This is a genomic window from Nostoc sp. PA-18-2419, assembly GCF_005869855.1.
In the GTDB taxonomy this organism is placed as follows: Bacteria; Cyanobacteriota; Cyanobacteriia; order Cyanobacteriales; family Nostocaceae; genus Nostoc.
In genome coordinates this window covers 61416-87210 of the sequence record NZ_SZNH01000010.1, presented here as the reverse complement: position 1 = coordinate 87210, position 25795 = coordinate 61416, and the positions used below count along the sequence as shown (strand labels likewise).

The 25795-nt window shown below is 41.1% G+C and carries 21 protein-coding genes and 1 pseudogene; 6 read left to right on the top strand and 16 right to left on the bottom strand.

Annotation, left to right across the window (positions count from 1 at the left end; translation table 11 throughout):
• Window positions 1-86 precede the first annotated feature (86 nt).
• Window positions 87-1361 carry a ribulose bisphosphate carboxylase small subunit gene (locus FCR06_RS12720; RefSeq protein WP_138500378.1) on the bottom strand — a complete coding sequence of 425 codons (1275 nt, stop codon included), beginning with the start codon at window positions 1359-1361 and terminating at the stop codon, window positions 87-89.
• A 543-nt stretch (window positions 1362-1904) separates the two neighbouring features.
• Entirely contained in the window at window positions 1905-2921 is a 1017-nt protein-coding gene (locus tag FCR06_RS12715; protein ID WP_138500131.1) for a sulfate/molybdate ABC transporter ATP-binding protein, read from the bottom strand.
• Between the two features lie 423 nt (window positions 2922-3344).
• Between FCR06_RS12715 and FCR06_RS32585 the strand changes: the two genes are divergently transcribed.
• The 3 genes from FCR06_RS32585 to FCR06_RS12705 all read left to right on the top strand — a co-directional run bounded on the left by FCR06_RS32585 (window position 3345) and on the right by FCR06_RS12705 (window position 6073).
• Window positions 3345-3515: a hypothetical protein gene (locus tag FCR06_RS32585; RefSeq protein WP_189523403.1), complete on the top strand. Its 171-nt coding sequence runs from the start codon at window positions 3345-3347 to the stop codon at window positions 3513-3515.
• 255 nt (window positions 3516-3770) lie between these two features.
• Complete coding sequence (chlP, locus tag FCR06_RS12710; RefSeq protein WP_138500129.1) at window positions 3771-4991, top strand: geranylgeranyl reductase; 1221 nt, start codon at window positions 3771-3773, stop codon at window positions 4989-4991.
• A 377-nt stretch (window positions 4992-5368) separates the two neighbouring features.
• On the top strand, window positions 5369-6073 hold the full coding sequence (locus FCR06_RS12705; protein WP_138500128.1) for a choice-of-anchor K domain-containing protein: 705 nt from the start codon (window positions 5369-5371) through the stop codon (window positions 6071-6073).
• Between the two features lie 223 nt (window positions 6074-6296).
• Here the strand turns inward: FCR06_RS12705 and FCR06_RS12700 are convergent, their stop codons facing one another.
• From FCR06_RS12700 to FCR06_RS12680, 5 genes and pseudogenes are all read right to left on the bottom strand, one after another.
• Window positions 6297-7421, bottom strand: coding sequence for a site-2 protease family protein (locus tag FCR06_RS12700; RefSeq protein ID WP_138500376.1), 1125 nt, complete (start codon window positions 7419-7421; stop codon window positions 6297-6299).
• A gap of 667 nt (window positions 7422-8088) precedes the next feature.
• On the bottom strand, window positions 8089-8835 hold the full coding sequence (locus FCR06_RS12695) for a creatininase family protein (protein WP_138500125.1): 747 nt from the start codon (window positions 8833-8835) through the stop codon (window positions 8089-8091).
• 344 nt (window positions 8836-9179) lie between these two features.
• Window positions 9180-9451: pseudogene (locus FCR06_RS12690) on the bottom strand (cupin domain-containing protein).
• A gap of 22 nt (window positions 9452-9473) precedes the next feature.
• Window positions 9474-9833, bottom strand: coding sequence for a Mo-dependent nitrogenase C-terminal domain-containing protein (locus FCR06_RS12685; protein WP_138500124.1), 360 nt, complete (start codon window positions 9831-9833; stop codon window positions 9474-9476).
• Between the two features lie 1046 nt (window positions 9834-10879).
• On the bottom strand, window positions 10880-12571 hold the full coding sequence (locus tag FCR06_RS12680) for a potassium channel family protein (RefSeq protein WP_138500122.1): 1692 nt from the start codon (window positions 12569-12571) through the stop codon (window positions 10880-10882).
• Between the two features lie 291 nt (window positions 12572-12862).
• Between FCR06_RS12680 and uvsE the strand changes: the two genes are divergently transcribed.
• Window positions 12863-13816 carry a UV DNA damage repair endonuclease UvsE gene (gene uvsE / locus FCR06_RS12675; RefSeq protein ID WP_138500120.1) on the top strand — a complete coding sequence of 318 codons (954 nt, stop codon included), beginning with the start codon at window positions 12863-12865 and terminating at the stop codon, window positions 13814-13816.
• Between the two features lie 42 nt (window positions 13817-13858).
• On the top strand, window positions 13859-15457 hold the full coding sequence (locus FCR06_RS12670) for an Hsp70 family protein (protein ID WP_138500118.1): 1599 nt from the start codon (window positions 13859-13861) through the stop codon (window positions 15455-15457).
• A 105-nt stretch (window positions 15458-15562) separates the two neighbouring features.
• Here the strand turns inward: FCR06_RS12670 and FCR06_RS12665 are convergent, their stop codons facing one another.
• The 7 genes from FCR06_RS12665 to mfd form a co-directional block, all read right to left on the bottom strand.
• A complete protein-coding gene (locus FCR06_RS12665; RefSeq protein ID WP_138500116.1) occupies window positions 15563-15784 on the bottom strand; it encodes a DUF6887 family protein in 222 nt (73 codons plus the stop codon).
• A complete protein-coding gene (locus FCR06_RS34775) occupies window positions 15781-15957 on the bottom strand; it encodes a DUF6888 family protein (RefSeq protein WP_411267999.1) in 177 nt (58 codons plus the stop codon). Before FCR06_RS34775 ends, FCR06_RS12665 begins: the two co-directional genes overlap by 4 nt.
• 80 nt (window positions 15958-16037) lie before the next feature.
• A complete protein-coding gene (locus FCR06_RS12660; RefSeq protein WP_138500114.1) occupies window positions 16038-16235 on the bottom strand; it encodes a DNA-binding protein in 198 nt (65 codons plus the stop codon).
• A gap of 79 nt (window positions 16236-16314) precedes the next feature.
• On the bottom strand, window positions 16315-16524 hold the full coding sequence (locus tag FCR06_RS12655; RefSeq protein WP_138500112.1) for a type II toxin-antitoxin system HicA family toxin: 210 nt from the start codon (window positions 16522-16524) through the stop codon (window positions 16315-16317).
• Window positions 16521-16724: a type II toxin-antitoxin system HicB family antitoxin gene (locus FCR06_RS12650; protein WP_138500110.1), complete on the bottom strand. Its 204-nt coding sequence runs from the start codon at window positions 16722-16724 to the stop codon at window positions 16521-16523. Before FCR06_RS12650 ends, FCR06_RS12655 begins: the two co-directional genes overlap by 4 nt.
• Window positions 16725-16773: 49 nt before the next feature.
• Entirely contained in the window at window positions 16774-17607 is an 834-nt protein-coding gene (locus tag FCR06_RS12645) for a hypothetical protein (protein WP_138500108.1), read from the bottom strand.
• A gap of 466 nt (window positions 17608-18073) precedes the next feature.
• Complete coding sequence (mfd, locus tag FCR06_RS12635; RefSeq protein ID WP_138500104.1) at window positions 18074-21637, bottom strand: transcription-repair coupling factor; 3564 nt, start codon at window positions 21635-21637, stop codon at window positions 18074-18076.
• Window positions 21638-21932: 295 nt separating this feature from the next.
• Between mfd and FCR06_RS12630 the strand changes: the two genes are divergently transcribed.
• A complete protein-coding gene (locus FCR06_RS12630) occupies window positions 21933-23261 on the top strand; it encodes a hemolysin family protein (protein ID WP_138500102.1) in 1329 nt (442 codons plus the stop codon).
• Between the two features lie 81 nt (window positions 23262-23342).
• Here the strand turns inward: FCR06_RS12630 and FCR06_RS12625 are convergent, their stop codons facing one another.
• Window positions 23343-24524: an aldo/keto reductase gene (locus FCR06_RS12625; RefSeq protein ID WP_138500100.1), complete on the bottom strand. Its 1182-nt coding sequence runs from the start codon at window positions 24522-24524 to the stop codon at window positions 23343-23345.
• Between the two features lie 291 nt (window positions 24525-24815).
• On the bottom strand, window positions 24816-25601 hold the full coding sequence (gene aqpZ / locus FCR06_RS12620; RefSeq protein WP_138500098.1) for an aquaporin Z: 786 nt from the start codon (window positions 25599-25601) through the stop codon (window positions 24816-24818).
• Window positions 25602-25795: the final 194 nt, after the last annotated feature.

Here is a 25795-nt window from a genome sequence, read left to right as displayed (position 1 = left end):
TTTGGTCAATCCGTTAGCTCAGTATGACTTTTTTGAAACCTCTAGTGGCGAATCAACAGACATCGCTCCCATTAACTTACCGACTGCTAATTTATTCCATTTGGTCGTTGAATAATTGTCTCTAAAACCCGCCGCTTGGCTTTCGGGTCGATACCTACCAAGCGTACGTACTCACCGCTATATTCTGCTAATGTTGATTCCAAGTTTGAGATTGCATCTGATTCTGCATCAATGTGGCTGTGAACACAAGTTTGCCAAGAACCTGTGCGGAAACGGCGCTCATCAACGTGTTCAATACTAATTTTGTAACCTTCAGCCAATAATTCCCTAATTTGTGCTTGTGTCTCTAGGGTCAAATGTGGACTTGATACTTGCTGTTTTTGGAATTGGTTAGTTTTTGCTTCTTTGGTTACGCCATTGCTTAACGGCTGACTGATTGGTGTCACAGCAGCAGGTGGTGCAGATTGAGACTTTCTACCTCGATTGAGTCGATTGTAATCATCAACCAAATGAGAATTTTCCACTCGTTTTTGTTCGCCAACCATCAAGTTAGCAGACTCGATTAAGTGAGACAAGCTGAAATTTGGCTTTTTAAATTCTGGTGGCCCTTCAGTGCTATTAACCACACTCAACGATACGCGCTCAAAACCTACTTGATGGATATAGTTGCGGATTTGTTCATCATAAATGCGCGATCGCAAAGCGCTAAAAAAGTCAATGGACTGATTGACAAAAGTATCAACTAGCTGTTCAACTTCACGTTGCGATAGTCCATCCTGTTCAAAAATCCCACGGACAATTCCCACTTTGTCGTCTCGGTTTGGTTCCCAGTAGAATTTATCCATCCGTCCATCTCGAATTAACGGTGCATAGAGGGTGGAAAAATCATTACCTGTGACAATAATCGGTACACGACGCAAAGGCGTGGAATCATAGCTTCCAGGTAACTGCACATCTGTAGGATTATCAGCAATATTCATCAGTGTGGCATTTACCAACTGCGTATTTACAGTATATTGAGTGCCTTCATCGAAGCGTCCAGCACCCGCATCTAAATCGTTAATCATCAGCACGCACATTTTACCGCGTACTTTGATTAGTTCTGCTGTTTCGCGGTAGCGCAGCCGAATCAACCGCGCTGGATCTCCTGCATCTGGACTTTCCAATTCGCCACCAGATATGTGAGTCACTTCGATACCCATTTTCTCGAAGACTAACTCGCATTGAAAGGTTTTACCCTCACCTTTACGCCCGTGAATACCCAGAATCAAGGGGACTCGCACACCTGGAAGCTTCAAGAAGTTTTTGGTGATGTGGACAGCAAGTTTGTCCAGAAAGCGAGGAGCAATATAGTAAGCCATGAGCTTGTCTGATAAAGAGTTAGCATTTCTAAAGTTAATGTTAAGTTTTTTTGGAGATAGCGATCGCTTGAAAGTCGTCAAAAATCAACATTGAATGCTTAATAACTACAACCCATATTTAGTGTTTTTTGTCAATACAAAGATTTTAGGTAGAAAAATTACTGAGTTGGGAATACAATTTTCTCTTTAAAGAGAATAAATTGACTTACTCAGTTTAGCCAAGAAGTTTTGAATTTTGATTTYAGGTAATTTAGGAGCATTACCATGAATCAAGACGATTTTGAAACGAATTCCTATTTGTAGCAGGATTGGGAAATATAGGCGATCGCTATAAACAGAAAAATCCCAAATAGTTGAGGGGCTGGGTAATAATTGGGGACTTATTTGCGATCGCTCTTACCTGATTCATTATTACCAACATTATCTGTATGCTGAATAAATATAATTCTCATTTAAATACAGCATACAGGTAATGGTAGTAACAATTTCACGCTCAGATCACTGGGAACTCTGGGATGAAAATGCCGATAATAAGGTAAAAGTCTAAATTGAATAAGACAGTGGGAAAGACTTGGCATCTTTTGGCTTTACATACACCCGCTGTTTTGGTTCTAATTCTAATTGATTAAAGCGATCGCGTGTTAAATGTGCCGTTACTACTTGTCCGTCATCGAAAGTTAATTCTACCTGAATTTCCCAACCCAAATGTATGAGCCGACTGACTATAGCAGGTGTAGTGGCACCGTTGGCAGTAGTTTCTAAAATTACATCTTGAGGGCGTAAAAATACTTCTGGAGACGCTGTATCAAACCCACTGCTTTGAAAAATCCTAGAGGTGCTAGGCAAGACATTTACTGGGCCGATGAAGCTCATCACAAATGCAGTGGCGGGATTATCATAAATTTCTGCTGGTGTTCCTACTTGTTCGACGCGCCCTTTATTCATTACCACAACTTCATCTGAGACTTCCATTGCTTCTTCTTGGTCGTGGGTAACAAAAACCGTGGTAACGTGTACTTCATCATGCAGGTTGCGTAACCAGGCGCGTAAATCTTTGCGGACTTTAGCATCAAGTGCGCCAAACGGTTCATCAAGCAATAAAACTTCTGGTTCTACTGCTAATGCCCTTGCTAATGCTACCCGTTGTCTTTGACCACCAGAAAGTTGTGATGGATAGCGATCGCCTAGTCCACTCAATTGCACCAATTCTAACAACTGTTCTACCCGTCCCTTAATCTTCTTGGGCTGTGCTTTGCGAATTTCTAAGCCAAAAGCAATATTCTGCCTGACAGTCAAATGCTTGAATAAGGCATAGTGCTGAAACACAAATCCAATATTGCGCTGTTGCACAGTTTGATATGTTGTATCCTTGCCGGTAAGCAGGATTTTGCCACTATCTGGCAGTTCTAAACCTGCAATTAACCGCAGCAGAGTAGATTTACCCGATCCCGATGGCCCGAGCAACGCAACTAATGAACCGCTCTTAATTTCCAAACTGACGCGATCGACTGCCTTGAAACTTCCGAATTGTTTGGAGACATTTTCTACTACAATACCCACTGCCACTATACCTCTGCAATTAAATCTACAGTTCCTTGCTAGGATTACCGTGTCTTACATATACCATACATAGATATTTTTGGATAAACAAGATTTAGCTATGACTAATTCTGGTGCAATCTCAAGAACTAAAATTAATAGCACACCTAATTTAGGAGCGCATTGAGGATAACAAACTGTTAGGAGCCTAGGGATTGAAGAAGTTCCTTAACCTGTTTTTGAAAGACTTGCCCAGGTTACAAGTGAATGTGCAGTTTTTGATAAACATCTATTTGGATAGTAAAGGCTCTAAAATCAGGGCTACAATTCTTAATCAAAATCCAAAAGATTTATATCTAACAGGTGGAGATAGATTAGTATCGTTTATTGAAATAGAGATTATTAACTCCATCACCGAAAGATTATTTTAATTAGAACAAACAGATGTTAGGTAAAGAGTATAAAGCTGTTAATTGTTTTGGGCAAGTTTACAAGTTGATTTTAAAAATCAACGCTATAGGTGAATATATAGTTTTTGGGGGATATCAATTAGGTAGTCAAGCTTCTAAAATAATTATTAAAATTCTCAATCCAGAAGACTTGTATCTAAGCTAATGGAATTAAGAAAGTATGACTTAGCGCTCAAGGAATTATCGACTCACAATCTGACAAAGATTAATGCAAGGATAATAATTAGGTTATTTTTCTTGTCATTGGATTAACCAAATTTTCCATCAACAATCTCGCTATTTTGTATCGAAAGATTAAGGAATATTGCATTTCAATCGAAACCTGGAGGTAAAGCACCAAATCAGCCGAAAGACCGTGGTAGTATGCTCAGGATAAATGTGAAGATTGGGAGAAAGACCTTTGACACTACGGGTTGCTGTTATTGGTTCAGGCCCTGCTGGTTCATCTGCCGCTGAAACATTGGCCAAAGCTGGGATTGAAACCTACCTGTTTGAGCGGAAGCTAGACAATGCTAAGCCTTGTGGGGGTGCAATTCCCCTGTGTATGGTGAGTGAGTTTGACCTACCACCAGAGATTATCGATCGCCGAGTACGGAAGATGAAAATGATTTCACCTTCCAACCGTGAGGTAGATATCAATCTGGTAAATGAAGAAGAATATATAGGAATGTGCCGCCGGGAAGTGCTGGATGGCTTTTTGCGGAATCGTGCGGCAAAACTCGGCGCAAATTTAATTAATGCGACTGTTCATAAACTTGATATACCTGCAAACAATACCGATCCCTATACCATTCATTATGTCGATCATACGGAAACAGGTACAGAAGGTATTGCCAAATCTTTAAAAGTGGATGTCATCATTGGGGCTGATGGGGCGAATTCCCGCGTTGCTAAAGAAATGGATGCCGGGGATTATAATTATGCGATCGCTTTCCAAGAGCGGATTCGCTTGCCCGAAGATAAAATGGCATACTATAACAACCTCGCGGAAATGTATGTCGGCAATGATGTTTCTACTGACTTCTACGCGTGGGTTTTCCCCAAATACGACCACGTAGCTGTTGGTACTGGTACGATGCAGGTCAATAAAGCTAGCATCAAACAGTTACAAGCTGGCATCCGCGCTCGTGCATCCGAGAAGCTGGCAGGCGGTAAAATCATCAAAGTAGAAGCACACCCCATTCCCGAACATCCTCGTCCCCGTCGTGTTGTCGGTCGCATCGCTTTGGTGGGAGATGCTGCTGGTTACGTTACCAAGTCTTCTGGTGAAGGTATTTATTTTGCCGCTAAATCTGGGCGGATGTGTGCCGAAACCATTGTTGAAGTATCTAACGGTGGTAACCGTATTCCCACAGAAGACGACCTCAAGGTTTATCTGAAGCGTTGGGATAAAAAATACGGACTCACTTACAAGGTGCTGGACATTCTCCAAAGCGTCTTCTATCGTTCTGACGCCACCCGTGAAGCCTTTGTGGAAATGTGCGATGACCTTGATGTACAACGGCTGACATTTGATAGCTATCTGTATAAAACCGTTGTTCCAGCCAATCCCATCACCCAATTGAAAATTACTGCCAAAACTATTGCTAGTTTAATTCGGGGTAATGCCCTTGCGCCCTAAGTAAGTGCCCAGTTCTGAATTCTAATTCCTAAAAGAAGGAGCAGATAATTCATAATTTTGAATTATGAATTATCTGCTCCACTATTATGATATTTATTTTGTAATGCATTAACTTGATGTTAACTTGACATCTATTAAAGTTATCAAGTAACTTTGTGGTCATAAATAGTTTAGTAAAAGTTATAAAATGCTGAAATTTTCAAGTACTCATAAAGTAGACTTGATAAATATAATTTAGTGAATAAGATTTTCTAAAAAAAATATAAATACTTCATAAAAACTACAAAAAGATATTGGCATATTTTCCGTAAATTGACTAACGTAGACTGGAGACTTACTTAAGAGAAGCTCCAAAATGAGAATTGAAACCTAAGTTTATGAAGCGAAGTTTAGTTTTCACGACTGCTATATCTAGTTTTTTTGTGAGTGCAACCACAGCATTTAGTTTCTGTGGTCAAGCACAAGCTTTCTCTTTTTCTGGTATCTCTAGTGGTACATGGGGAGAACCTACTCCAGGAAGCCTTGATGTCGATCCTACATACACAGGTGTGGGAACCAACACATTTACCTGGGGTCAACCTTCTTCACCATCAACACTTCCAAATAGACTAATTTTTAATGGAAGTTCCTTTTCAGGAAACACTGACTCTATATTCAAGATTGGTGAGTTGAAGTACTTTAACGAAACAGTACTCAAAGGCACAAGTGTTGAATTTGTACCTTTAAATCTCAATCTATCCCTTAACCCTAGTGTTGGAATAAACCAAGCTTTTAAGTTCAAATTCGATTTGGTAAATACACCGAATACCTCAACAAATCCTGAAGACAATGCAGATTTTGTATTTTTAGATACAAATTTCCCTGCTCAGAGTTTCACGTTTGCAGGCAATAAATATACATTTGAGCTAACAGGCTTTAATCCAAATATTTCTCAGTTCGGCATTAAAGCCCTTGAACAAGGCACAATTACAACATCTGTTTATGCCAGAATCAAGACTATACCTGAACCTGCAACAATAGCAGGTCTATGCTTGTTAGGAATATACCTGATATCCCAGAAAAAATCCTTGTATAACAATTAGGTATAAGTGGTAATTAAAAAGTAAAAAATAATCTCCATAAATCAATTTAGAAGACTTACAATCTATCTCTTTTTCTCTCTCTTTTGCCTTGTTAAAGGAATTGGTCCTTAAAATTTCAAGGCAGAAGAACATAAAAATTTTGTGAAGAATTTGTGCAGTTCACAAAAAAATCCCTCAGAATTTCTGAGGGAAGTTGAAGAGAGAATACTGTTTTTTGAGACAACTATGCAGGATTAGGTTGGGTTCGGCTTTGCAATAGTTGGATAATTGCAGCTTTTTCTAAGATTCCAACCAAGACGCCGTTATTACGAATTACAGGAAGCGCGGATAGCTTTTGTTGTTCGAGTAGCTGCATGACTTCCAACAGAGGTCGGTCTGATTGAACTGTGGTCGATTCGGCGATTGGTCTCATAACTTGTTTAACTTCAGTTTCAGACCATAGTGCTGTAGGGATGGTTCGTAAGTTATCAGTTGCGATCGCACCTAGTAATTGTCCATGATCGTCAGTCACTAAAAACCGATGCCAATTTTGTCCACTTACAATCCGTTCATCGGCAAACTCTCTCAAACTCAGATTAGCAGATACAACCGGGCTATCGACAGTTACAGCATCTTCAGCTGTCAAACCTGTGAGTTTTTCTTGCACTCTGGCAAATTGAGCCGCATTACCAGCATTTTGCAACAAAAAGAAGCCAACTAATAAGTTCCAGAAGTTACCGAAGTTGCCAAATAATAGTAGCGGAAGTATAGCTGAAAGAACTGCTACCCATCCAAAGATTTGCCCAACTGCACTGGCAAAAGTCACACCTTTATAAGGATTGCCCGTAATCTTCCAAACAATGGCTTTAAGTATATTTCCACCGTCTAAAGGCAAACCAGGAATCAGATTGAATAGTGCTAATGCCAAGTTTACAGTAGCCAAAACACCGAGAATTGCAGCTAGTGGCCCCGAGAAAGATGTAGTAACACCAATTGCTGTAACAATTCCAAAGATTAGTAAGCTAACTAAAGGACCAGCGATCGCTACCCGAAAAGCTTCAGCAGGAGTTTTCGATTCTTTTTCTAAGCTTGCTAAACCGCCAAATATAAATAGTGTGATGGATTTGACATCAATTCCTTGACGGATGGCAACAAAACTGTGTCCTAGTTCATGGGCGACGACAGAAGCAAACAACATCAGCGCTGTCATCAATCCCAACAGCAAAGCTAATCCCGCAGATAATTGGGGAAATTGCGCTGCTAGTCCACTGCTATAGCTCCAAGTTACCAAACCTAGAACTAAAAACCACGATGGATGGATGTAGAAGGGAATTCCGAAGAGATTACCAACGCGAATTGTGCCATTCATGTCGTTCACCTTTGATTTCATCTGCGAGAGGTTTACTTTTGTTCCTCTCAATGTCTTTAGTGTAACGAAATGTTAAGGTAATTTAATCTTTGCAGCAGTAGTGGTATCCGTCCGTACAGGTGTGGTTATTAGCAGTTGGTAGAGACCCGATGAATTGCATCTTTTAACCAGTGAGGCACCAAGAGTGCGGTTAATTTAACACATCCAGCAATCTGGGGAAATAAATATCAGACGTAATCCAATACAGTTGAATTACAGCAGTTTTCATCTATTTAGACCACATATTCATCTTCCTCTGTGCGACTTTGTCTTGGAAAGTTCTGAGCAGAGGAAACCTCCGCTTAGACTTTCCGCTGCGCCTCTGCGTGAAAAAAAGTCGTGGTTGATTTACCTGAAAATAGCTGTAAAACTCTATTTTCTCTAAGGGGACTTAAAAATGAGAGAACTAAGCCCCCAATTTATCGGGGGTTAGGGGGATATCCGATGCTAAATACCATTAACTGAAGGTATTAATTTATCAATCTAATTTGAAGTCCCATAATTGCAAATCATTGATCCCCGACTTTTTAAAGATGTCGGGGATCGTGTTTTTCAGCAATGATTCAGGACTGCTATTTTACGCACAGATGCAATTTTAATCGGATCTCTATAGTATCTTTGCATAGTTTTATTCTGCGTTTACAAATTCCAAATATCCATTGCTGAGTTCCTTTACCGCCAAATCATAAAATTGCTTACCGTGTTCTGGCGTTGCTAAAGCCGGATTTGATCCCATGCGTCCATCTGGATAACGTACTCGAAAGTCGGCTGCGCTATAAATCCTATGTCCGCTTGCAACCTCTGGTGAAAGGGGTGCTTGCTTAATCGACTCTGGATAAACGTATTGGGTGAGGGCTACTTCACTTGGGGTTGCATGAGAACCTTCTTGATCCCGATATAATTCTTTAGCTAGTTTATATACTGAACTGCACATAAACCAGTTAGCCACTTGACATTGTACTTGTTGAGCATTGGCAGTCTGCAAATCTTCTAAATAAGCGTAAGTTTCGGAAAAAGCGGCTTTCAGGGTGGCGATGTTACCACCATGTCCGTTGATAAAGTAGAACTTGGTAAAACCAGCTTTGACTAAACAAGTTATATAGTCTCGTACTACTTGAATTAAAGTACTAGGACGCAGACTGATTGTGCCTGGAAAAGCAGTATGGTGCAGTGCCATCCCTACATTGATTGTAGGGGCAACGATCGCTCCAGTTACATCACCCACACCGCGAGCGATCGCTTCTGCACAAATAGCATCAGTACCAATTAATCCCGTTGGCCCGTGTTGTTCTGTGGAACCGATAGGAAAAATAATACCCTTTGATTGCTGTAAATAAGTTTCGACTTCTTGCCAAGTACTTAAATGTAGTAACATTTTTGATGATTTTCCTCTTAGAAGGCATCTTCTGTGATTCAACTTCTACTAACATCATTATGAAGTTTCTTTGTTTTGAGTGGTAGCCTGGCGATCAGTAGGGTTTCAATTTGTCAGAAGTACAAGCCACAGATCCCCAACTTCTTTAGGAAATCGGGGATCTTACAGTAGATTTTAAGTTATTGAAGTAGACAAGAATTCGTTTGGTAGCCAGGTATTAAGCGTGTTTTACTCCTGGATTCACCAATTCTACTGTATTTCTTACCAATGATTTAGGATTGAATTATAAGATTTTGCTTTTCTAGTTCGTTAAGAAAACAAAGGGGATCAATCTCTAATCTTAATTAATCAAAGTAATAATGCTTTTTTACGTTACTTTTAATTTCCCAGATGCAAGACATACCAGAGGGAAAATTACCAAATCGCCTTCACCCATTTGTACTGGCTGTCCACTATCAGGAGTAACAAATACATCACCTTCCAAAAAGTAGCAAGTTTCTTGAGAATCATAAGTCCAGGAAAATTTTGAAACTTACTTTTTTCAAATTGCCCATTTGGACATACCCAATTGTTCGAGACGTTGTTGTCTGGGTTGATGCTCAACTTGAATTTTTATACTGTGTATTCTCTAGTTTTCTTTAGCAGTAGGACTGAATATCCTCTCCACATTGATCTACTAAATAACACAAAGCACGAAAACGCAAGCTTATAAGTTCATCATAAAGGGGATTCAGCTTGCACATTGGAGGAATGTGGCCTATTATGCGACCAAAAAGCATAATATCACGCTCGAAAGGACACTGGGCAGGAATCAACTTAGCAATGAATTTGGCGAATTTGCGATTCTCAATCTTGATTTTGTCGAGCCATTGACGTAATGGTTGCAGTAAATCTAACTTTTGCTGAGGAATTTGTTTTTTACTATCTGCCAGATTATTTTCTTGTAAAGGGCTAATAAAACCAGGTAGAAAAATTCGCCGATTATTTGTTTTAAGCATAGTTTTGAGCAAGGTTTTCCTTCTGTAGATGAACTACTTGTGTAGATGAACTATTTGCCGATTTAGAATATTGCCATGTAATTTGCCTGGACAATTTGCATTTTGCTTGTCAGTCGAAGTAAAATCAGCAAAATCCAAATAATTTACATGCCTCTTTGGGGGGAAATAGTTTGATTAATTGTTATTTAAGCCCACCAAATGTTCAAGAACTGTCCCGTTAAATACAAAATAACAAAGAAAATATAAAAATTGCATTTCTTTAACTTATAGATTTCTTATCTCAAAAATTACAATTTTCTATTTGAAATATAATATTTTGGTGACAAAAATGCATAGTATCTAGAGATATACTTTAAAGAAGAAAAACTGGGTTTGACGGTGATTACATATACACTTCGCTAGGATTAGCCTCTACTATCTATAGATATTAGAACGCTAAGCATCCATTACTATGTCTCATATCTTACATATTTAACCCAGATATTATCTAATCAGTGGGGGAAAATCCTTTGATAAGTTCAAACTAATGTTGATTATTGATTGTTGACTGTTGACAGTTAACAATTAACAGTGTCAGGTAAATTTTCAGATAATCTTATTTTTGTCAATTAGAAATTATGCTGTAATCTATAGCATAATTAAAGGTATAAAGTGGAATTTTAGTACTTAAATTATGGGTAGGCTAGCAAAAACCATAGGCATCGTCTACTGAAAAATTGTGTCTGCGACTCTGATTTTTAGCCATGTTTTAAGTACTATTGCTTATTGATAAATGGTATCTAACCTTAAGGAACTTCCTTTCTAAAAAAGATCCCACTGTTCATACTCAACAATCATCAGTCATCACTCAGGAATTTGATGCGGTTGTTTTTATTTCTTGCAGTTCCCTAACTTCTGACAATCTAGTCATCAATGAGAATTAGCAATTAGGGACTTCCAGAGAATAAATTAACCAATTTATTTAGATGATAGTTTTCTTTCTTCTCCTGCTCCCTGCCCCCCTGCCTACACAACGATTGATTATTTTTTAATTGGAAGTCCCTTAATTAACCCTGTGTTTCGCACACTTCCTCATCACGCCACAATTGATATAACCGTGTAGCTGGCATCGTCATATATAAAATATCGCCTGGACTGAGGTTAGTTTCTAGCAAATCCCAACCGTGGAGAGTTTGGTGAGTAGTCTCTACGTATAAAGGGACGCAATCAGTAAACATTGCTACATCTTTGATCCACTGACCGCAAAAAGCGTGTGAAGATGTAATTACTGTGGCAAAAGCTACCCAAAGACTATCTGCTGTAATCCCATTACCAAGGATTCGTCCTCCTAGTGCGGCGGCGGCAAAAGCTGGGGCTGCTAATTCAGCTGGACTGAGTACTGCCTCGAAGTCAAATAGCTGTTGTGCTATGCCAGCAAAATCGGGATCGGCGTAATGGACAATCACCGGAATACTTGGTGTCAAGCTCTTGGCCTTGAGAGCAATCTCTAAATTAGTAGCATCATTGCTGGTTACCACAAGCACTGCGGCAGCAGAATTTATATTGCTAGCCTTGAGGATGGTAAGGAAGCTAGCATCACCTTGAATTACAGGAATACCTAGTCCTCTGGTGGTATTGACAAACCTGTTATTGGAGTCGGTTTCAATCACCACCACTTCATGTCCGCTAGCGTGGAGTTGCTGGACAATTTTGACGCCAATACCACTCAAGCCACAGACAATATAGTGATGTCGCTGGGGAATTCGTGCTGCATCCCAAAATTGCCGAAAGCGGCTTCCTAAGACAAAATCAGTGAGCATTGCATACCAGATACCAATCACCACTGCGCCAACCAGCATCATGACAACGGTAAATAATTTGATACTGTTGGGAGCATTTTCTACAACTTTGTCGTTACCACCTGCTCCAGTAATCATGCCTACAGAAAAATATAGAGCATCGATTACAGATAACTTCAGTTCAGTAGATGTGTAGGTGAGTGTGGCAAACAGAATAACTGCCAGTAAGACAACAGCACCAATGACTACCGATCGCCCATGTTGCTGAAACTCTCTAAGATTAGTTATAACTTTCAGCAATTTTCTAATTAACGATTTACGGAAAGGACGGGTACGAGGTTGTGTGCCAACAATTAAGCGATCGCCGACTTTTACTTGTTGTCCTGAGATAACAGCGGATACCAAATCCATTTCACCTTCTACTGGCAGATAATAAATCAGCATCCGCGATCGGTCTTCCCACAATTCACTCAGCTTTCGACCTTTCCACAAATGATTTTCATCAATGTATTCTTCGTGAATTGGCCAAGTTTGCTCAAATAATTTGATTTGCCCGATCGCTTGACTTCCCAGTGCTGCAAAGGTGAATACCGGTGCTGCTAATCCCACAACACTCATACTCAAATGGTCTGGCAAAGTCTGATCTAAGCGCTCTCCCAAATTTGTATTATAAAAGCGGTTGATAATCCGAATCTGGGGATTGAGCGCTCGCGCTTGCATCATAATTGACAAATTTAGTTCATCTTTAGATCCAGCGATTACTAAAGTGTGCGCCTGCTCAATTCCTGCTGCTTTCAGGGTAGCTGCTGCTTGCAAATCACCAACAATCACATCTGGTGCAGTTTCACCTGGGATGGAATGGTGATGAATGCCAACAACAAATGCTCCCTGTTGTCTGAGCAAACGAAAGATTTTATATCCAGTACGTCCTAATCCACAAACAATAATTCTAGGTTTCATGAAACGGCAGCATCTTTTACAGGCGGGGCTGCATTTCTAGTTATTTATCCAAATTATTGCCTGCTTTCTTAAAATATAACTGTAGCTGACAACACGATTGCTTTAATTGAAAGAGTTAAGAGTGTGGAGATGGGGTGATGGAGGGACATGGGGACTGATAACTAATGACAAATGACAAATTTAAAACGGTATTAAATCTCAATAATACTTCTCTAGATACTCATCAGTTGATCACAAAATTTTTTAAAATTAAATCACAAGAAGATATTAATAGATTAAGAAATTTAGTTCATGACTGCAATCCAGTTCCAGAATTTACCTCATACACAGCAACAACAAGGCACTCTACCCCACTTGGGGCTGGTTTGTATCACTGTTGAGAAACAAGTGCGCTTTCGGACAATGACGCGCACGCGCTACCTAAAACTTACTCTTGAGCAACGTGAAACTGCCTTAAGAGAACTGTATCAGCATAACTTGCAGCGTTTACACGACGCTCTATCGTTTTGTCAGGAAAATCAGATTCAACTGTATCGGATCTCCTCTGCTTTATTTCCTCTGTGCGATATGGAAGACGAAATTGGCACAAATATATTAGAGGAAATAAGCGATCAATTAGCAGAAATTGGGGAACGTGCAAAAGTATTAAACATCAGAATGGTGCTGCATCCAGATCAATTTGTAGTACTGAGTTCTGATTCTCCAGAAGTAGTAAAAACAAGTATCAAAATTCTGGAACGACACGCCCGCAACTTTGATTTATTAGGCTTACCCCAATCACCTTGGTCATTGATGAATATTCACGGTGGCAAATCTCAACGCAGCGAACAACTTGTAAAGGTAATTTCAGAATTACCAGAACCAATTAAAAGTCGCTTGACGTTGGAAAATGATGAATACGCCTATAGTGCCAGTGAAATTTTAGCAGTGTGTCAACAAGCAGGAATACCAATGGTATTCGATGCTCATCATCATATTTGTCACGAAAATTTAGACAGCTACGACGACCCAAGTGTAGCATCTATGCTATATGCAGCACGAGAAACTTGGGCAAATCATGATTGGCAATTAGTTCATATTTCTAATGGTGAAGAAGCTTTCAACGATAGAAAGCATAGTGATTTAATTACGGATATGCCCAGTGTTTACCACGAAGTACCTTGGATAGAAGTCGAAGCTAAACGCAAAGAAGAAGCGATCACTCATTTGCGTTCTTGGTGGCTGATGCAGAATAATCACAAATGAATCAGAATGACTCCTGACTCTTGAATTCCTTGTTAAGAAAATATGGCGATCGCAATCGATTTTGGTACTAGCAACACAGTCATTGCTCGCTGGAACCCTGTAACCCAGCAGCCAGAAACCCTGACTCTACCCGGTTTATCAATTAAGCAAAGTCTCAATCCCCCACTGATTCCCAGCTTAGTTTATGTTGAAGACGCAGCAGAAAGTAAAATCTTAGTCGGTCAGCAAGTACGCGATCGCGGTCTTGACCTCAAAGGCGAAACTAGATTTTTCCGCAGCTTCAAGCGTGGGATCGGTGCAAATATTCAAGGTTTCTTACCTGAGTTAGATGGGCAAATTGTCACTTTTGAGCAGGTAGGGCAATGGTTCCTCACCCAAGTGATTGAAGAACTAGCACCCTTGGAAGGTGGTTTAGATTCGCTAGTGTTAACTGTACCTGTAGATAGTTTTGAAGCCTATCGTCATTGGTTAGGAAAAGTTTGCCAGTCCCTGAAAGTCGAACAAGTGCGAATGCTGGATGAACCCACCGCCGCCGCTTTGGGTTATGGTTTGGCAGATCGAGAAATTCTGTTGGTAATCGACTTTGGTGGCGGTACTTTGGATTTATCGCTTGTGCGGTTGGATCGAGGCGTCCAAGCAACCACAAAACCCGTGGGATTTCTGCTGAAATGGGGTAATAAATCCTTAGCCGAAGATTCCAAACAAAAAGTCAAAACAGCCCGTGTGTTGGCGAAAGCAGGGCAGAATTTGGGCGGTACTGATATTGACAATTGGTTAGTAGATTACTTTGCCAAAACTCAAGGACTGGCGGTAAGTCCTTTGACAACAAGATTGGCTGAACGGGTAAAAATTCAGCTATCAAGTCAAAATCAAGCCAGTGAAGTTTATTTTGACGACGAGACATTTGAAACTTATGAACTGGAATTAAACCGCGACACTTTTGAAAATGTCCTCAAAGAACACGCATTTTTTGAGTTATTAGATGAATCGATGACGACACTGTTGCAACAAGCAAGACGCCAAGGGATAGAAATTGCAGATATTAATGCAGTTTTATTAGTTGGTGGAACTGTACAATTGCCGTCAGTGCAGACATGGATCAAACAGTATTTTGAGCCAGAAAAAATTCGTTGCGAACGTCCCTTTGAAGCGATCGCCCAAGGTGCATTACAAATCGCCCAAGGCATCGAAATCAAAGACTTTCTTTATCATAGTTATGGTATTCGCTACTGGGATCGCCGCAATGGGCGTCACCATTGGCATCCGATTATTAAAGGTGGACAGCCATATCCCATGAGTCAGCCAGTGGAATTAGTTTTAGGCGCGTCTATGGAAAATCAGCCCAGCATTGAATTAATCATGGGAGAATTGGGAGCAGATACAGGCAACACCGAAGTTTATTTTGATGGCGATCGCTTGATTACTCGTCGTTTTGAGACTAGCGAAACCACCGTCAAACCCCTCAATGACAAAGAAGGCGCCAGAACAATTGCCCAACTGACACCAAAAGGATATCCTGGGAGCGATCGAATTAAAATCTTCTTTCAAGTTGATGATAAACGCTTTTTGCGAATCACGGTTGAGGACTTGTTAACAAATAACACACTTTTAGAAAATCAACTTGTGGCACAATTGAGTTAGGGAATTACCAACAAATAAATTATCAATTTTGTAGGGTGGACATCTTGTCTGCCCTTAGCTATATAAAGCCTGGCTAATGACTTATTAAAAACTCTGTACGTCAGCTTAACTTTTTCGCTTCTCTTCCAATTTTTTAACGTGTTCTTGGATCGCTACTTCCATGATAGCGACATTCTCAGGTGTGTCTGGAATAGGGTATAAATCAGTATCTTCAGAACTCGCTTCCAGGCGATCGGCAAGTTTGTAAAATGCTTCGTCATCATTTCGATGTAACAGAAGATAAGCCCGCAGTTGGGCAATGCTCATAGTGTCAAAATCTGGTTTCATCTAAACCTCCACTTGCCATCAGGGTAAATTACAACTTGTAAATCTTCTCCTGCAAAGATATACACAATACCTGTACGCTCATCAAAACGTACAAGCTCTAAAGTACGATAAAAGTTCGTCAGGTATTGACAAACTCTGATGCAAGATTTTCCTTGTTCACCTGTTGGTAAAATTACCTTATCCTCAGAACACCACTACTCGAATTATAGACTGCGTAGCGACTGTCTTCAAAATCAAGCGTTAGCTTAACGCATTATGCCAAACGGCGGTAAAGTTCAGCATTTTTTTTCAGCACGTAATTTGCTGCTTGGGTAAAGTCGCTTTTTGGAGAACTTAACCAGTCTTCTATACTCGCACACAGCAAAGCTTCAAGAGAAATGCCATGTAATCTTGCCAAATCTTGTAACTTTTGTAATTGGCTTTCTGAAATATCAATGGTTATCGAAGCCATGACCATCAATTCCTCGCATCTCTGAGTTGAGTGTAACACTCACAGTTTTCAAAGTTTTACTGTGCGATCGCATTCACATCTAAAGTAAATCATCCTCAGATAGCTGAGCTATTTTCATCAAGGTTTTCAAAGTTCCAATTTTTAAATCTTGATTGCGGTGAACAGGAATTGACAGGATTTGTTCTTGCTCAGGGTTTTCATAAATATGATGACTACCAGTAATTCTTCGCAAAACCCAACCTTTTTGCTCTACAATCTTGCAAAGTTGCTTGCCAGAAATTGATTTCATACAGCAATTTCGACAACTCGATCTGTTGACTCAATTGTATGACGACTATTGGCAACATCAAGCCAACCTTCAATAGCGTCCTTTAAATTAGCCATCACCTCTTCCATCGTCTCCCCTTCAGTAATACAACCAGGAAGCGCAGGAACTTCTGCCCAATAGCCGCCTTCTTCTGCTGGATGAATGATTGCTCTGATTTTCATAAATAGCTCTCTACTGTCTACTGCAAGCTAATTTTGATGTTAACTACGACTAGATAATTTTCTTCGCTCGATTCCAGCTTTCATAAACAACTTGCACAATCTCATCATGCTGATCTTGGTCATATATTCGATGAAAGAATGAAACTTTGTTCCGAGATAAATCTTTGAGTGAATGGCCAAAGGCAAAAATTTCCTCATCATCTCGAATTATAAATCTGTCATGAATCAAATTATCTTGCCGCACCTGAAGCTTAGGGAATTTTGACCTAAGCTGAGAGGCATTTAATTGAAAATCTGCTTCTGTGTTTAAGCCTGTAATTACTTGAATATTCCAATTAACTGCATGATTGGGAAGAACATTTTGAAGAAAAATAGATGTGATGTATTGATCGACAATAACTAGTTTTTCCCTAACTTCATTCATTAGTTCTGATATAGGATTCAATTTCGTCCGACCACCAAGGATAGCAGCATTTGGAACACTAGTAACAGTTGCACGAAGAGGACCATCCCCTTGAATAATCTGCCAATTATCAGACCAAGCTTGATTATTCCAGGTGATGGTCAAAGTAAAATTACTAGGAGCAGGTATTATAAACTCAAGCTTAGACCAGTCTATCAAAATATGCCGAACATGATCTGCGATACTTATTTTACCGACATTATATTGAAATGAATCTGCCCAATTTGTTGAGATGCTAAGAGTCAGATCGCATATTTCCATATCAGCAGGTACTTTTCCTAATACAACAAAATGTATCGTTAAATGATAGGGGAATTTGGGAATGAAGATTTTTCTACCAAATATTACACCTTGAAGATTAAGCCGTCCAAAAGATGCTGGTGAAGTAGATTCTACAATGAATATGTCTTTAATAATCATAAGTAGTAAACTAAATACTGAACGACTTTTAGTTAAACTTAAGTCAAAATATCGGTATCTAGCAAATATATCAACTTTACCTGTGTTCGCTCACGAGTTTGGGCGTCATGATGCAACTGACGAACATATGCTTAACTATCTGTAATATCAGGTCGTCACAAAGGCAGCTTGCAATCCGATCGCTCCACTCTTCTGCACTAGATATTGCCCAAATCATCACTAGTTCTTCGATAACGACTTCAACTGGTAGCCTTTGGGAAACAATGAAAAACTTGAATTGGCTAGTACAGACTAGAAAGGAGTTGACAAACAAATATCGCAGTATTTGACTGTTCTCGTGTAGGCAAGCTGGAACCTCCCTGTATGTGCCAATAATAGCGTGTCAGGAGTGAGTGCGACTTACTCATCCAAGCTTGCCTTATAGCTGATTCGTAGACTTTTGGTTTAATTCAAAATCGATGCTTTCTCAAACAACAGCCGCCTCTGGAATCGCACCYTGCATTCTCCCRAAAGCATCAATCAAACTTTGCAATTGTTGGTCGGCTTTAAAAACTCCTAAACCGCGCACTGTGATTTTCCCAGGAGAATACACAAAGCGGGTCTTGAGATTATCCGGTAAATTCGCCGCTAACAAATTCCAACCTGGTTCTTCCATTGGTGTTTCTAAAACAACGTGCTGCTTGTTTTCTGGTTTAATGCGGCTAAATCCGAGTTTTTTTGCTAACTGTTTGAGTTCCATAACTCGTAGCAGTTGATTGGCTGGGACTGGCAAAGTACCATAGCGATCGCTCCATTCTGCTGCAATCTGCTTTAATTCTGATTTCGATTTCGCTGTAGCTACCGCTCGGTAAGCACTCATCTTTTGATCCAGATCAGTAATATAATCTGCTGGGATAAATGCCGTCAGGTTGAGGTCAATCTGAGTATCCTCGACTTGGGGAATTTCTTGACCGCGAATTTCTCGAATTGCTTCTTCCAGCATTTCCATGTATAAGTCAAAACCAATGGCATCCATTTGACCGGATTGTTCTGCACCTAGCAAGTTACCTACTCCGCGAATTTCCATATCGCGCATCGCCAATTGATACCCAGAACCAAGTTGAGTGAATTCCTGAATTGCTCGCAATCGTTGGCGTGCGGCATCAGATAACGTCCGCTGCTTGGGATAAAATAGCCAAGCATGAGCTTGGATACCTGCACGTCCCACACGACCCCTTAATTGATACAGTTGTGCCAAACCAAAGCGGTGAGCGTCTTCAATTAAAATCGTGTTGACTCGCGGAATATCTAAGCCAGATTCGATAATTGTCGTACAAACGAGGATATCTGCTTCACCATTGCTGAAGGTGAGCATGGTTGATTCTAACTGGCTTTCATCCATTTGACCGTGAGCGATCGCAAATCTACCCCCTGGTATCATTTCTCGCAAGTTAGTGGTTGTCTCTTCAATACCTTCAACTCGGGGAACTACATAAAAAACCTGTCCGCCTCTGTCTAATTCTTGACGGATGGCACTGCGGACACTTTCGGGATTCAGTGGTGCCAGGTGAGTTTTAATCGGGCGTCTAGTTGGAGGTGGTGTAGTAATTAAACTCATTTCCCGAATTCCTGACAAAGACATATACAAGGTACGGGGAATCGGAGTAGCTGAGAGAGTCAGCACGTCAACTTGAGTTTTCAAGCTTTTAATTTTCTCTTTTTGGTTCACCCCAAATCGCTGTTCTTCATCCACTACCAGCAATCCTAAATCCTTGAAGGATACGCCTTTGCCTAAAAGTTGGTGTGTACCGACAACTACATCTAATTCACCCGTTGCCAATCGCTTTTGAATCTCGCGGCGTTCTTCAGCGGAACGAAAGCGGTTGAGCAAACCGACATTCACCGGATAGGGAGCAAAACGTTCTTTGAGTGTATGGTAGTGCTGCTGTGTTAAAATAGTCGTAGGCGCAAGGAGTGCCACTTGTTTACCGGCGGTGACTGCTTTAAAAACAGCACGAATCGCCACTTCCGTCTTACCGAAACCGACATCGCCACAAACTAAGCGATCCATCGGGCGATCGCTTTCCATGTCGCGTTTGACATCTTGTACAGCTTTTAGTTGATCGGTAGTGGGTTGGTAGGGGAAAGAATCTTCCAATTCCTCCTGCCAAGGCATATCATTTGGGAAACTAAAACCTTGTTGTTGCGATCGCGCTGCATATAGTCTCAGCAAGTCCACCGCCAATTTCTTAATCGCTTTGCGGACTTTGTTCTTGGTATTCTCCCAAGCTTTACCAGTCATCTTGTTGAGTTCTGGTGCTTTATCGGCTCCGGCGCGGAATCGAGATAAAGCACCTAATTGATCGGCTGCGACTCTCAGTAACCCGTCGGCATATTGCACTACCAAATAATCACGGGTTTCGTTGTTAATCGTCAGGCTTTCCAACTTGACAAATTTACCAACACCATGATTTCTGTGAACCACATAATCCCCTGGACGCAGCTTATTCGGGTCAACTTGCTTAGAAGTAGCTTTGTGGCGCTTGCGGATAAAACCGGGAGTTGCTAAGGAATGCTGACCGTAAAATTCCCGGTCCGTGACAATTACCAATCGGTAGGTAGGTAGAATAAAACCTTCTAGTTCCGCCAGCCCAGAATATTTGAGTGCGACGGGAATATGGTTGATTTGGAGCTTTTCAATCGCTTGGTAGTCGCGGGGATTGGGGATAAATTGAGCTGGACAATCATGTTCTTGCAACAGGGAGACAGAACGTGAAGGTTGAGCAGAAATCAGCCAGATAGAGAAATTGCGATCGCGCTCATGGCGGATAGTTTCAGCTAGTTTCGCAAACTGATGTGGCGTTACCGGAACGCTTCTGCTGGCAAGATTAATGCCATCATTCTCCTCTGACAGTTCCGATAAATATAGTGTTTGAAACCTCGCCACATCAAGCAAACATTCATCAAACGACCGATGAATTTTCGGTAGTTCACTGATGACTGATGACTGATGAGCGATGAGCGACCATTGCTCCTCGGCATTTTCTACCCAGCGATCGCTATGAGCATGACATTGTTCTGGCTCATCAATGGCAATCAAGGTGTTTTCTGGTAAGTAGTTTAGCAATGATGCTGGTTGCTCGAATGCTAAACCTAAAAAACGACGACTACCTTCAATTACTCCTGAGTTTTGAGTGTCCAGTGGTGAGTCAGAATTTAACTCATAACTTTTAACTCCTAACTGGGCATTATCCTTGAGTGCTGCCACGATCATGGGAGCAAAGCTAGTGGGAGTCAAAATTAACTGGTCAACTTTATCGAGGGCAGAACGTTGAGTTGCTGGGTCAAATTCGCGTATTTGTTCGATTTCGTCGCCAAACCATTCCAGCCTGACTGGTAACTCCGATGAAACCGGGAACACATCAACAATATCGCCACGCCGACTCCACTGCCCTTCGGTTTCCACCAGAGGTACTCTTTCATACCCCAAAAGAGTTATTTTCTCACTAAAAGCATTAAGGTCTAACTCCATCCCCCGCTTCAGCGTCAAGCAAAATTCTTGAAATGCTTCTGGCGGTGGCAAATGGGGTTGTAGCGCCCCTTGAGTCGCCACAATCGCCAGAGGTCGCTTCGCTCCGGTACTGGGGATTGGAGATTGGGGATTAGGCATTCCCCTATTTGCCCCATTCTCTCGATTTCCCAGTCCCAAGTCAGCAGTCCCCAAATCAGCCAACACCTGCATTTGACCCCAACTCATCTCAGTTTCCGGGTCAAAAGGTTCGTAAGGAGAAGCTTCAGAGGTGGGGTAAAAATGTACTGTTTGCCATCCCATTGCTTCCAGTTGTGCAAAAACGCGTCCAGCTTCCTCGAGAGTGGCACATACTACGAACAAATTCCTGCCCTGAGTTTGCGCCAATGCCGAAGCCACCAAACCCTTCGGTAGCCTAGGAATGCCATTTAACCGTAATTCCTGTTGACGATTTAACTTAGAAATAAATTCAATAGTGAGCGGCGATCGCCCTAAGGCACGCACAATAGAAGAAAATGACATAAGTTCTATTAGCAATGGAAGTCTTGGCGCTGATTGAAAATCTTGAGGCAGTTTATGTCCACTATTTTAAAACTGTTGACCGATGACTGTTGACTGATGACTGGTGACTGATGACGATCAATAGCCTACAGTCTGCTCCTGGTAGTTCCAAGAGTCCAAATAAATAGGCTCTCATCTGTCAACCGTCAACTTACAACTATTACTTTGTCAACAGTCAAAGCATTTATCGAAACACCTTTAATACTAGATACTAAGGATTGAGCTACGTTCGCTCTGATAAGCGATAACTTTAAACATGTCCTCCATCACTTTTGAAATTTTAATCATTTTGGTGCTAATTATTGCCAATGGCGTGTTTTCGATGTCTGAGATGGCAATTGTCTCAGCACGGAAAGTTAGACTACAGCAGCTTGCCAATCAAGGAGATGCTAAGGCAAAGGTAGCACTGAAACTTGCGGAGTCTCCAAATAATTTCTTGTCAACCATTCAAGTAGGTATTTCTCTTATCGGCATTCTGACTGGTGCTTTTGGAGGAGCAACAATTGCTAACCGACTCGCAATCTATATGCGGCTTGTTCCTTTGCTGGCACCTTATAGCGAACCGATATCTTTTGGAATCGTGGTTTTGATTATTACCTATTTGTCATTGATTATCGGCGAATTGGTACCAAAACGTCTGGCATTAAATAACCCGGAAGGCATTGCATCTTTTGTAGCTATTCCCATGCGCGCGTTATCGGCGCTCGCTTCTCCAATGGTACATCTTTTAAGTGCTTCTACAGATCTGGTGCTACGAGTTTTAGGGGTTACACAATCAAGTGAGCCACAAGTCACTGAAGAAGAAATTAAAATTTTAATCGAGCAAGGTACCGAGGCGGGAACCTTTGAGGAAGCCGAACAGGATATGGTAGAACGAGTTTTTCGTTTAGGCGATCGCCCTGTAAGCTATTTAATGACACCCCGTCCTGATATCGTCTGGCTAGACTTAGATGACACTGCTGAAGAAAATCGCCAAAAAATGGTTGATAGTGCCTACTCCCGGTATCCAGTTTGTCAAGGGGGACTTGACAATGTACTGGGTGTGATCCCGGTTACCGATTTACTAGCTAGGAGTTTTCGAGCTGAATCCCTAGATTTGACGGTAGGATTGCGACAACCCGTATTTGTACCAGAAAGCACCCGTGGTTTGAAAGTTTTGGAATTGTTTAAACAAACCGTTACTCACATGGCGCTGGTAGTAGATGAATACGGTGTGATTCAAGGATTAGTCACTCTCAATGACATTATGAGCGAAATCGTGGGTGATGTTCCTTCTACAGATGGGCAAGATGAACCACAAGCCGTGCAACGGGAAGATGGTTCCTGGCTTTTGGATGGAATGTTACCTGTGGAAGAGTTTTTTGAACTTTTCGGGATGGAAGAGTGGGAATCTGAGGAACGTGGCAGTTATCAAACCTTAGGCGGTTTTGTAATCACTAATTTGGGTCGTATTCCCGCAGCAGCAGATCATTTTCAATGGCAGGGTATGCGAGTTGAAGTCATGGATATGGATGGTAACCGCGTTGATAAAGTGTTAGTCGTACCAAAGGCAAATAAATCAGCAGAAACTACAACATCTGATTAGTAGTGGGTATTGGCAAGCCAGTCGCACAAGTTAGGTCTTTCGACTTGTGCGAACTAGCGTCACTGGCGATGTTTCAAGTCTTCAACGCTCAGACAAACGTTTCAGTTCCTCACCGACTAACAATTGATGTGCTTTTTGAAGAATTTTTGGGATTTTATCGGCGTGGGGACTATTGGCGAGACATTGGTGCAAGTCTAATTCGTTTAATCGATCGCCTTTATTGCCAGGAAACCAATGACTAGCATTGCCAAGTAGGTTATAACGCATTTTGCCATAGTCTACTAAATCGTAGGCGATCGCTAAATTCCACAACCACAAAATCACTCGAATATTTACCTCACCAGGCGTTTGGTTAAGTGCAGGTAAATTATCCTCCCAGGTTTTTACCCAATCTTCTCCCAAAGTGGCGATCGCTTCTGCTTCTAACCGTGCCAAAATCGGTGGCAGAATTTCTGATGCTCTATCTACTAGTTCTAAAGTCTTCAGATGTTCGTCAAAATCTTCTGGTTTTGCTGCTCCCAAACTCAAGGTATGCACTTGTGGATGACTCAAACAAAACAAATCATTAAATACCATTGGACTCAAAGGAGCGCAAAGATTGACTAATTTTTGTGGTGGTTTATATAACAAACCTCCTTTGTCAGATGGACTGATAATAAATACACCCATATCGTGGTAGTTAGCTGCTGCAATTGCCGCCCAATTCCATTGATTAATGTAGTACCAGTGCAGGTTCACATAATCAAATTGGTTAGTCTTAATTGTCTCGACAATCACATCTGTTGGACCATGTGTAGAAAAGCCAACAAATCTCACTTTTCCCTCTGCTTGTAACTGACGTACCACATCCAAACAGCCGCCAGGACGGATGCAGTAATCCAATATCTCAGGAGTATTAATGCCGTGTAAACCTAAAAGGTCAACATAATCAAGCTGGAGATATGCTAACGATTTTTCAAAATACTCACGAAATTCTTTCGCATCTTCCTTTGGATTGACTTTGGTCTGGATAATCAACTTTTCGCGGGGAAACTTGGGTAATATTCTACCTAATTGCATTTCGGAACTGCCATAACCGCGCGCAGTTTCAATGTGATTAATGCCAACTTCCAGAGCTTTTTTGATAGTTGCTTCCAAATTCGCTTGGTTATCAGCAGGAATTTGTGAGTTAGGAACATCCTGCCATTTGAATTGGTATCTCATGCCACCACAGGAAAACACTGGCATCTGTAATTCTGTGCGCCCAAATCGTCTATATAGCATTAGTGGATTATGGATTGCTTACCAACTTCAAATCTAACAACTACAGTCGTTCAAGGCTTGAATCTCACAACTACAGCAGTTTTCATTCGCATGAAGTACAAAGTTACGGGTTTTGAGGCAGGGGGCAGTTCTTGCTGGAGGCAGGAGGAAAGAAGTATTAATTAAAACTTTAGTACTGGGTCGTTGCCCAGTTTAAAAGAAAAATTGTATCGAGAGGCGTAACCGAGATCCAAAGCGTCCACTTACTTAGTCCCACATTTTAAAAGGTGGGTTCCTCCTGCCTCGTGAATTCTATCGTCGTGAATAATCATCTATACCGGGCGAAACTTCACGTTCTGCTTCACCTACAACTGGTGCGCCTGATTCGCCTAAAGCCTTTGAATAGAATAGACCTGCTAATATCGCACCTAAAATTGGAGCTACCCAAAACAGCCATACTTGCTTAAATAGTTCTACACCAGCAAAAAGTGCCGGTCCAGTACTACGAGCAGGATTAACGGATGTATTTGTTATAGGTATGCTGATCAAATGAATCAATGTTAGTGCCAAACCAATAGCAATTGGGGCAAAGCCCTTGGGCGCACGACCATCCGTTGCACCTAAGATGACAATTAAAAAAATAAAGGTCAGTATAACCTCTGTAATGAAACCAGCAGCCAATGAATAGCCTCCAGGAGAATGTACTCCAAAACCATTTGTCGCTAATGGATTGGAACCAGAAAGTGTAAATCCTGGTTTACCAGTGGCAATTAAATAAACTACACCTGCGGCTAATATTGCTCCCAATACCTGAGCAATAATGTATGGAAGCAATTCAGAGCTAGGAAAACGCTTTCCTGACCAAAGACCAAATGACACTGCTGGATTAAAATGAGCGCCAGAAATATGACCAACTGCGTAGGCCATAATTAGCACTGTTAGACCAAAAGCCAGAGAAACACCTACAAAACCAATTCCTAATTCATTAGCTTTGGCGTCTGGAAATGCTGCTGCAAAAACAGCACTTCCACATCCGCCAAGAACTAGCACAAATGTTCCAACGAATTCTGCGAGACATCGCGTCAAAAGTGACACCATAAATAGCTCCTTGCTTAAGCAACTAATTAAAAACTTTATAAATTAACTTGTTAGCAAATTTCTTTAAATCTTGTAAATAAAGATTTAGCCAACAAAATTAAACTTATTAGTTTTTATGAGTGGTGTCTGGTTACGAGAATCGGCAACATTGGTGTACTTAGAAGCTGATGAACTGACTTCACTTTTTTGAGTAC

Bases quoted from the DNA above. Each gene is read 5' to 3' on its own strand.
- uvsE (WP_138500120.1), top strand. From the start codon at position 12,863: ATGACTGCAATCCAGTTCCAGAATTTACCTCATACACAGCAACAACAA.
- FCR06_RS12720 (WP_138500378.1), bottom strand. From the start codon at position 1,361: ATGGCTTACTATATTGCTCCTCGCTTTCTGGACAAACTTGCTGTCCAC.
- FCR06_RS12650 (WP_138500110.1), bottom strand. From the start codon at position 16,724: ATGAAAATCAGAGCAATCATTCATCCAGCAGAAGAAGGCGGCTATTGG.
- aqpZ (WP_138500098.1), bottom strand. From the start codon at position 25,601: ATGGTGTCACTTTTGACGCGATGTCTCGCAGAATTCGTTGGAACATTT.
- FCR06_RS12700 (WP_138500376.1), bottom strand. From the start codon at position 7,421: ATGAATGGCACAATTCGCGTTGGTAATCTCTTCGGAATTCCCTTCTAC.
- FCR06_RS32585 (WP_189523403.1), top strand. From the start codon at position 3,345: ATGTTAGGTAAAGAGTATAAAGCTGTTAATTGTTTTGGGCAAGTTTAC.
- FCR06_RS12705 (WP_138500128.1), top strand. From the start codon at position 5,369: ATGAAGCGAAGTTTAGTTTTCACGACTGCTATATCTAGTTTTTTTGTG.
- FCR06_RS12695 (WP_138500125.1), bottom strand. From the start codon at position 8,835: ATGTTACTACATTTAAGTACTTGGCAAGAAGTCGAAACTTATTTACAG.
- FCR06_RS12655 (WP_138500112.1), bottom strand. From the start codon at position 16,524: ATGAAATCAATTTCTGGCAAGCAACTTTGCAAGATTGTAGAGCAAAAA.
- FCR06_RS12660 (WP_138500114.1), bottom strand. From the start codon at position 16,235: ATGGCTTCGATAACCATTGATATTTCAGAAAGCCAATTACAAAAGTTA.
- FCR06_RS12665 (WP_138500116.1), bottom strand. From the start codon at position 15,784: ATGAAACCAGATTTTGACACTATGAGCATTGCCCAACTGCGGGCTTAT.
- FCR06_RS12685 (WP_138500124.1), bottom strand. From the start codon at position 9,833: ATGCTTAAAACAAATAATCGGCGAATTTTTCTACCTGGTTTTATTAGC.
- FCR06_RS12625 (WP_138500100.1), bottom strand. From the start codon at position 24,524: ATGCTATATAGACGATTTGGGCGCACAGAATTACAGATGCCAGTGTTT.
- FCR06_RS12670 (WP_138500118.1), top strand. From the start codon at position 13,859: ATGGCGATCGCAATCGATTTTGGTACTAGCAACACAGTCATTGCTCGC.
- FCR06_RS12680 (WP_138500122.1), bottom strand. From the start codon at position 12,571: ATGAAACCTAGAATTATTGTTTGTGGATTAGGACGTACTGGATATAAA.
- FCR06_RS12645 (WP_138500108.1), bottom strand. From the start codon at position 17,607: ATGATTATTAAAGACATATTCATTGTAGAATCTACTTCACCAGCATCT.
- FCR06_RS12630 (WP_138500102.1), top strand. From the start codon at position 21,933: ATGTCCTCCATCACTTTTGAAATTTTAATCATTTTGGTGCTAATTATT.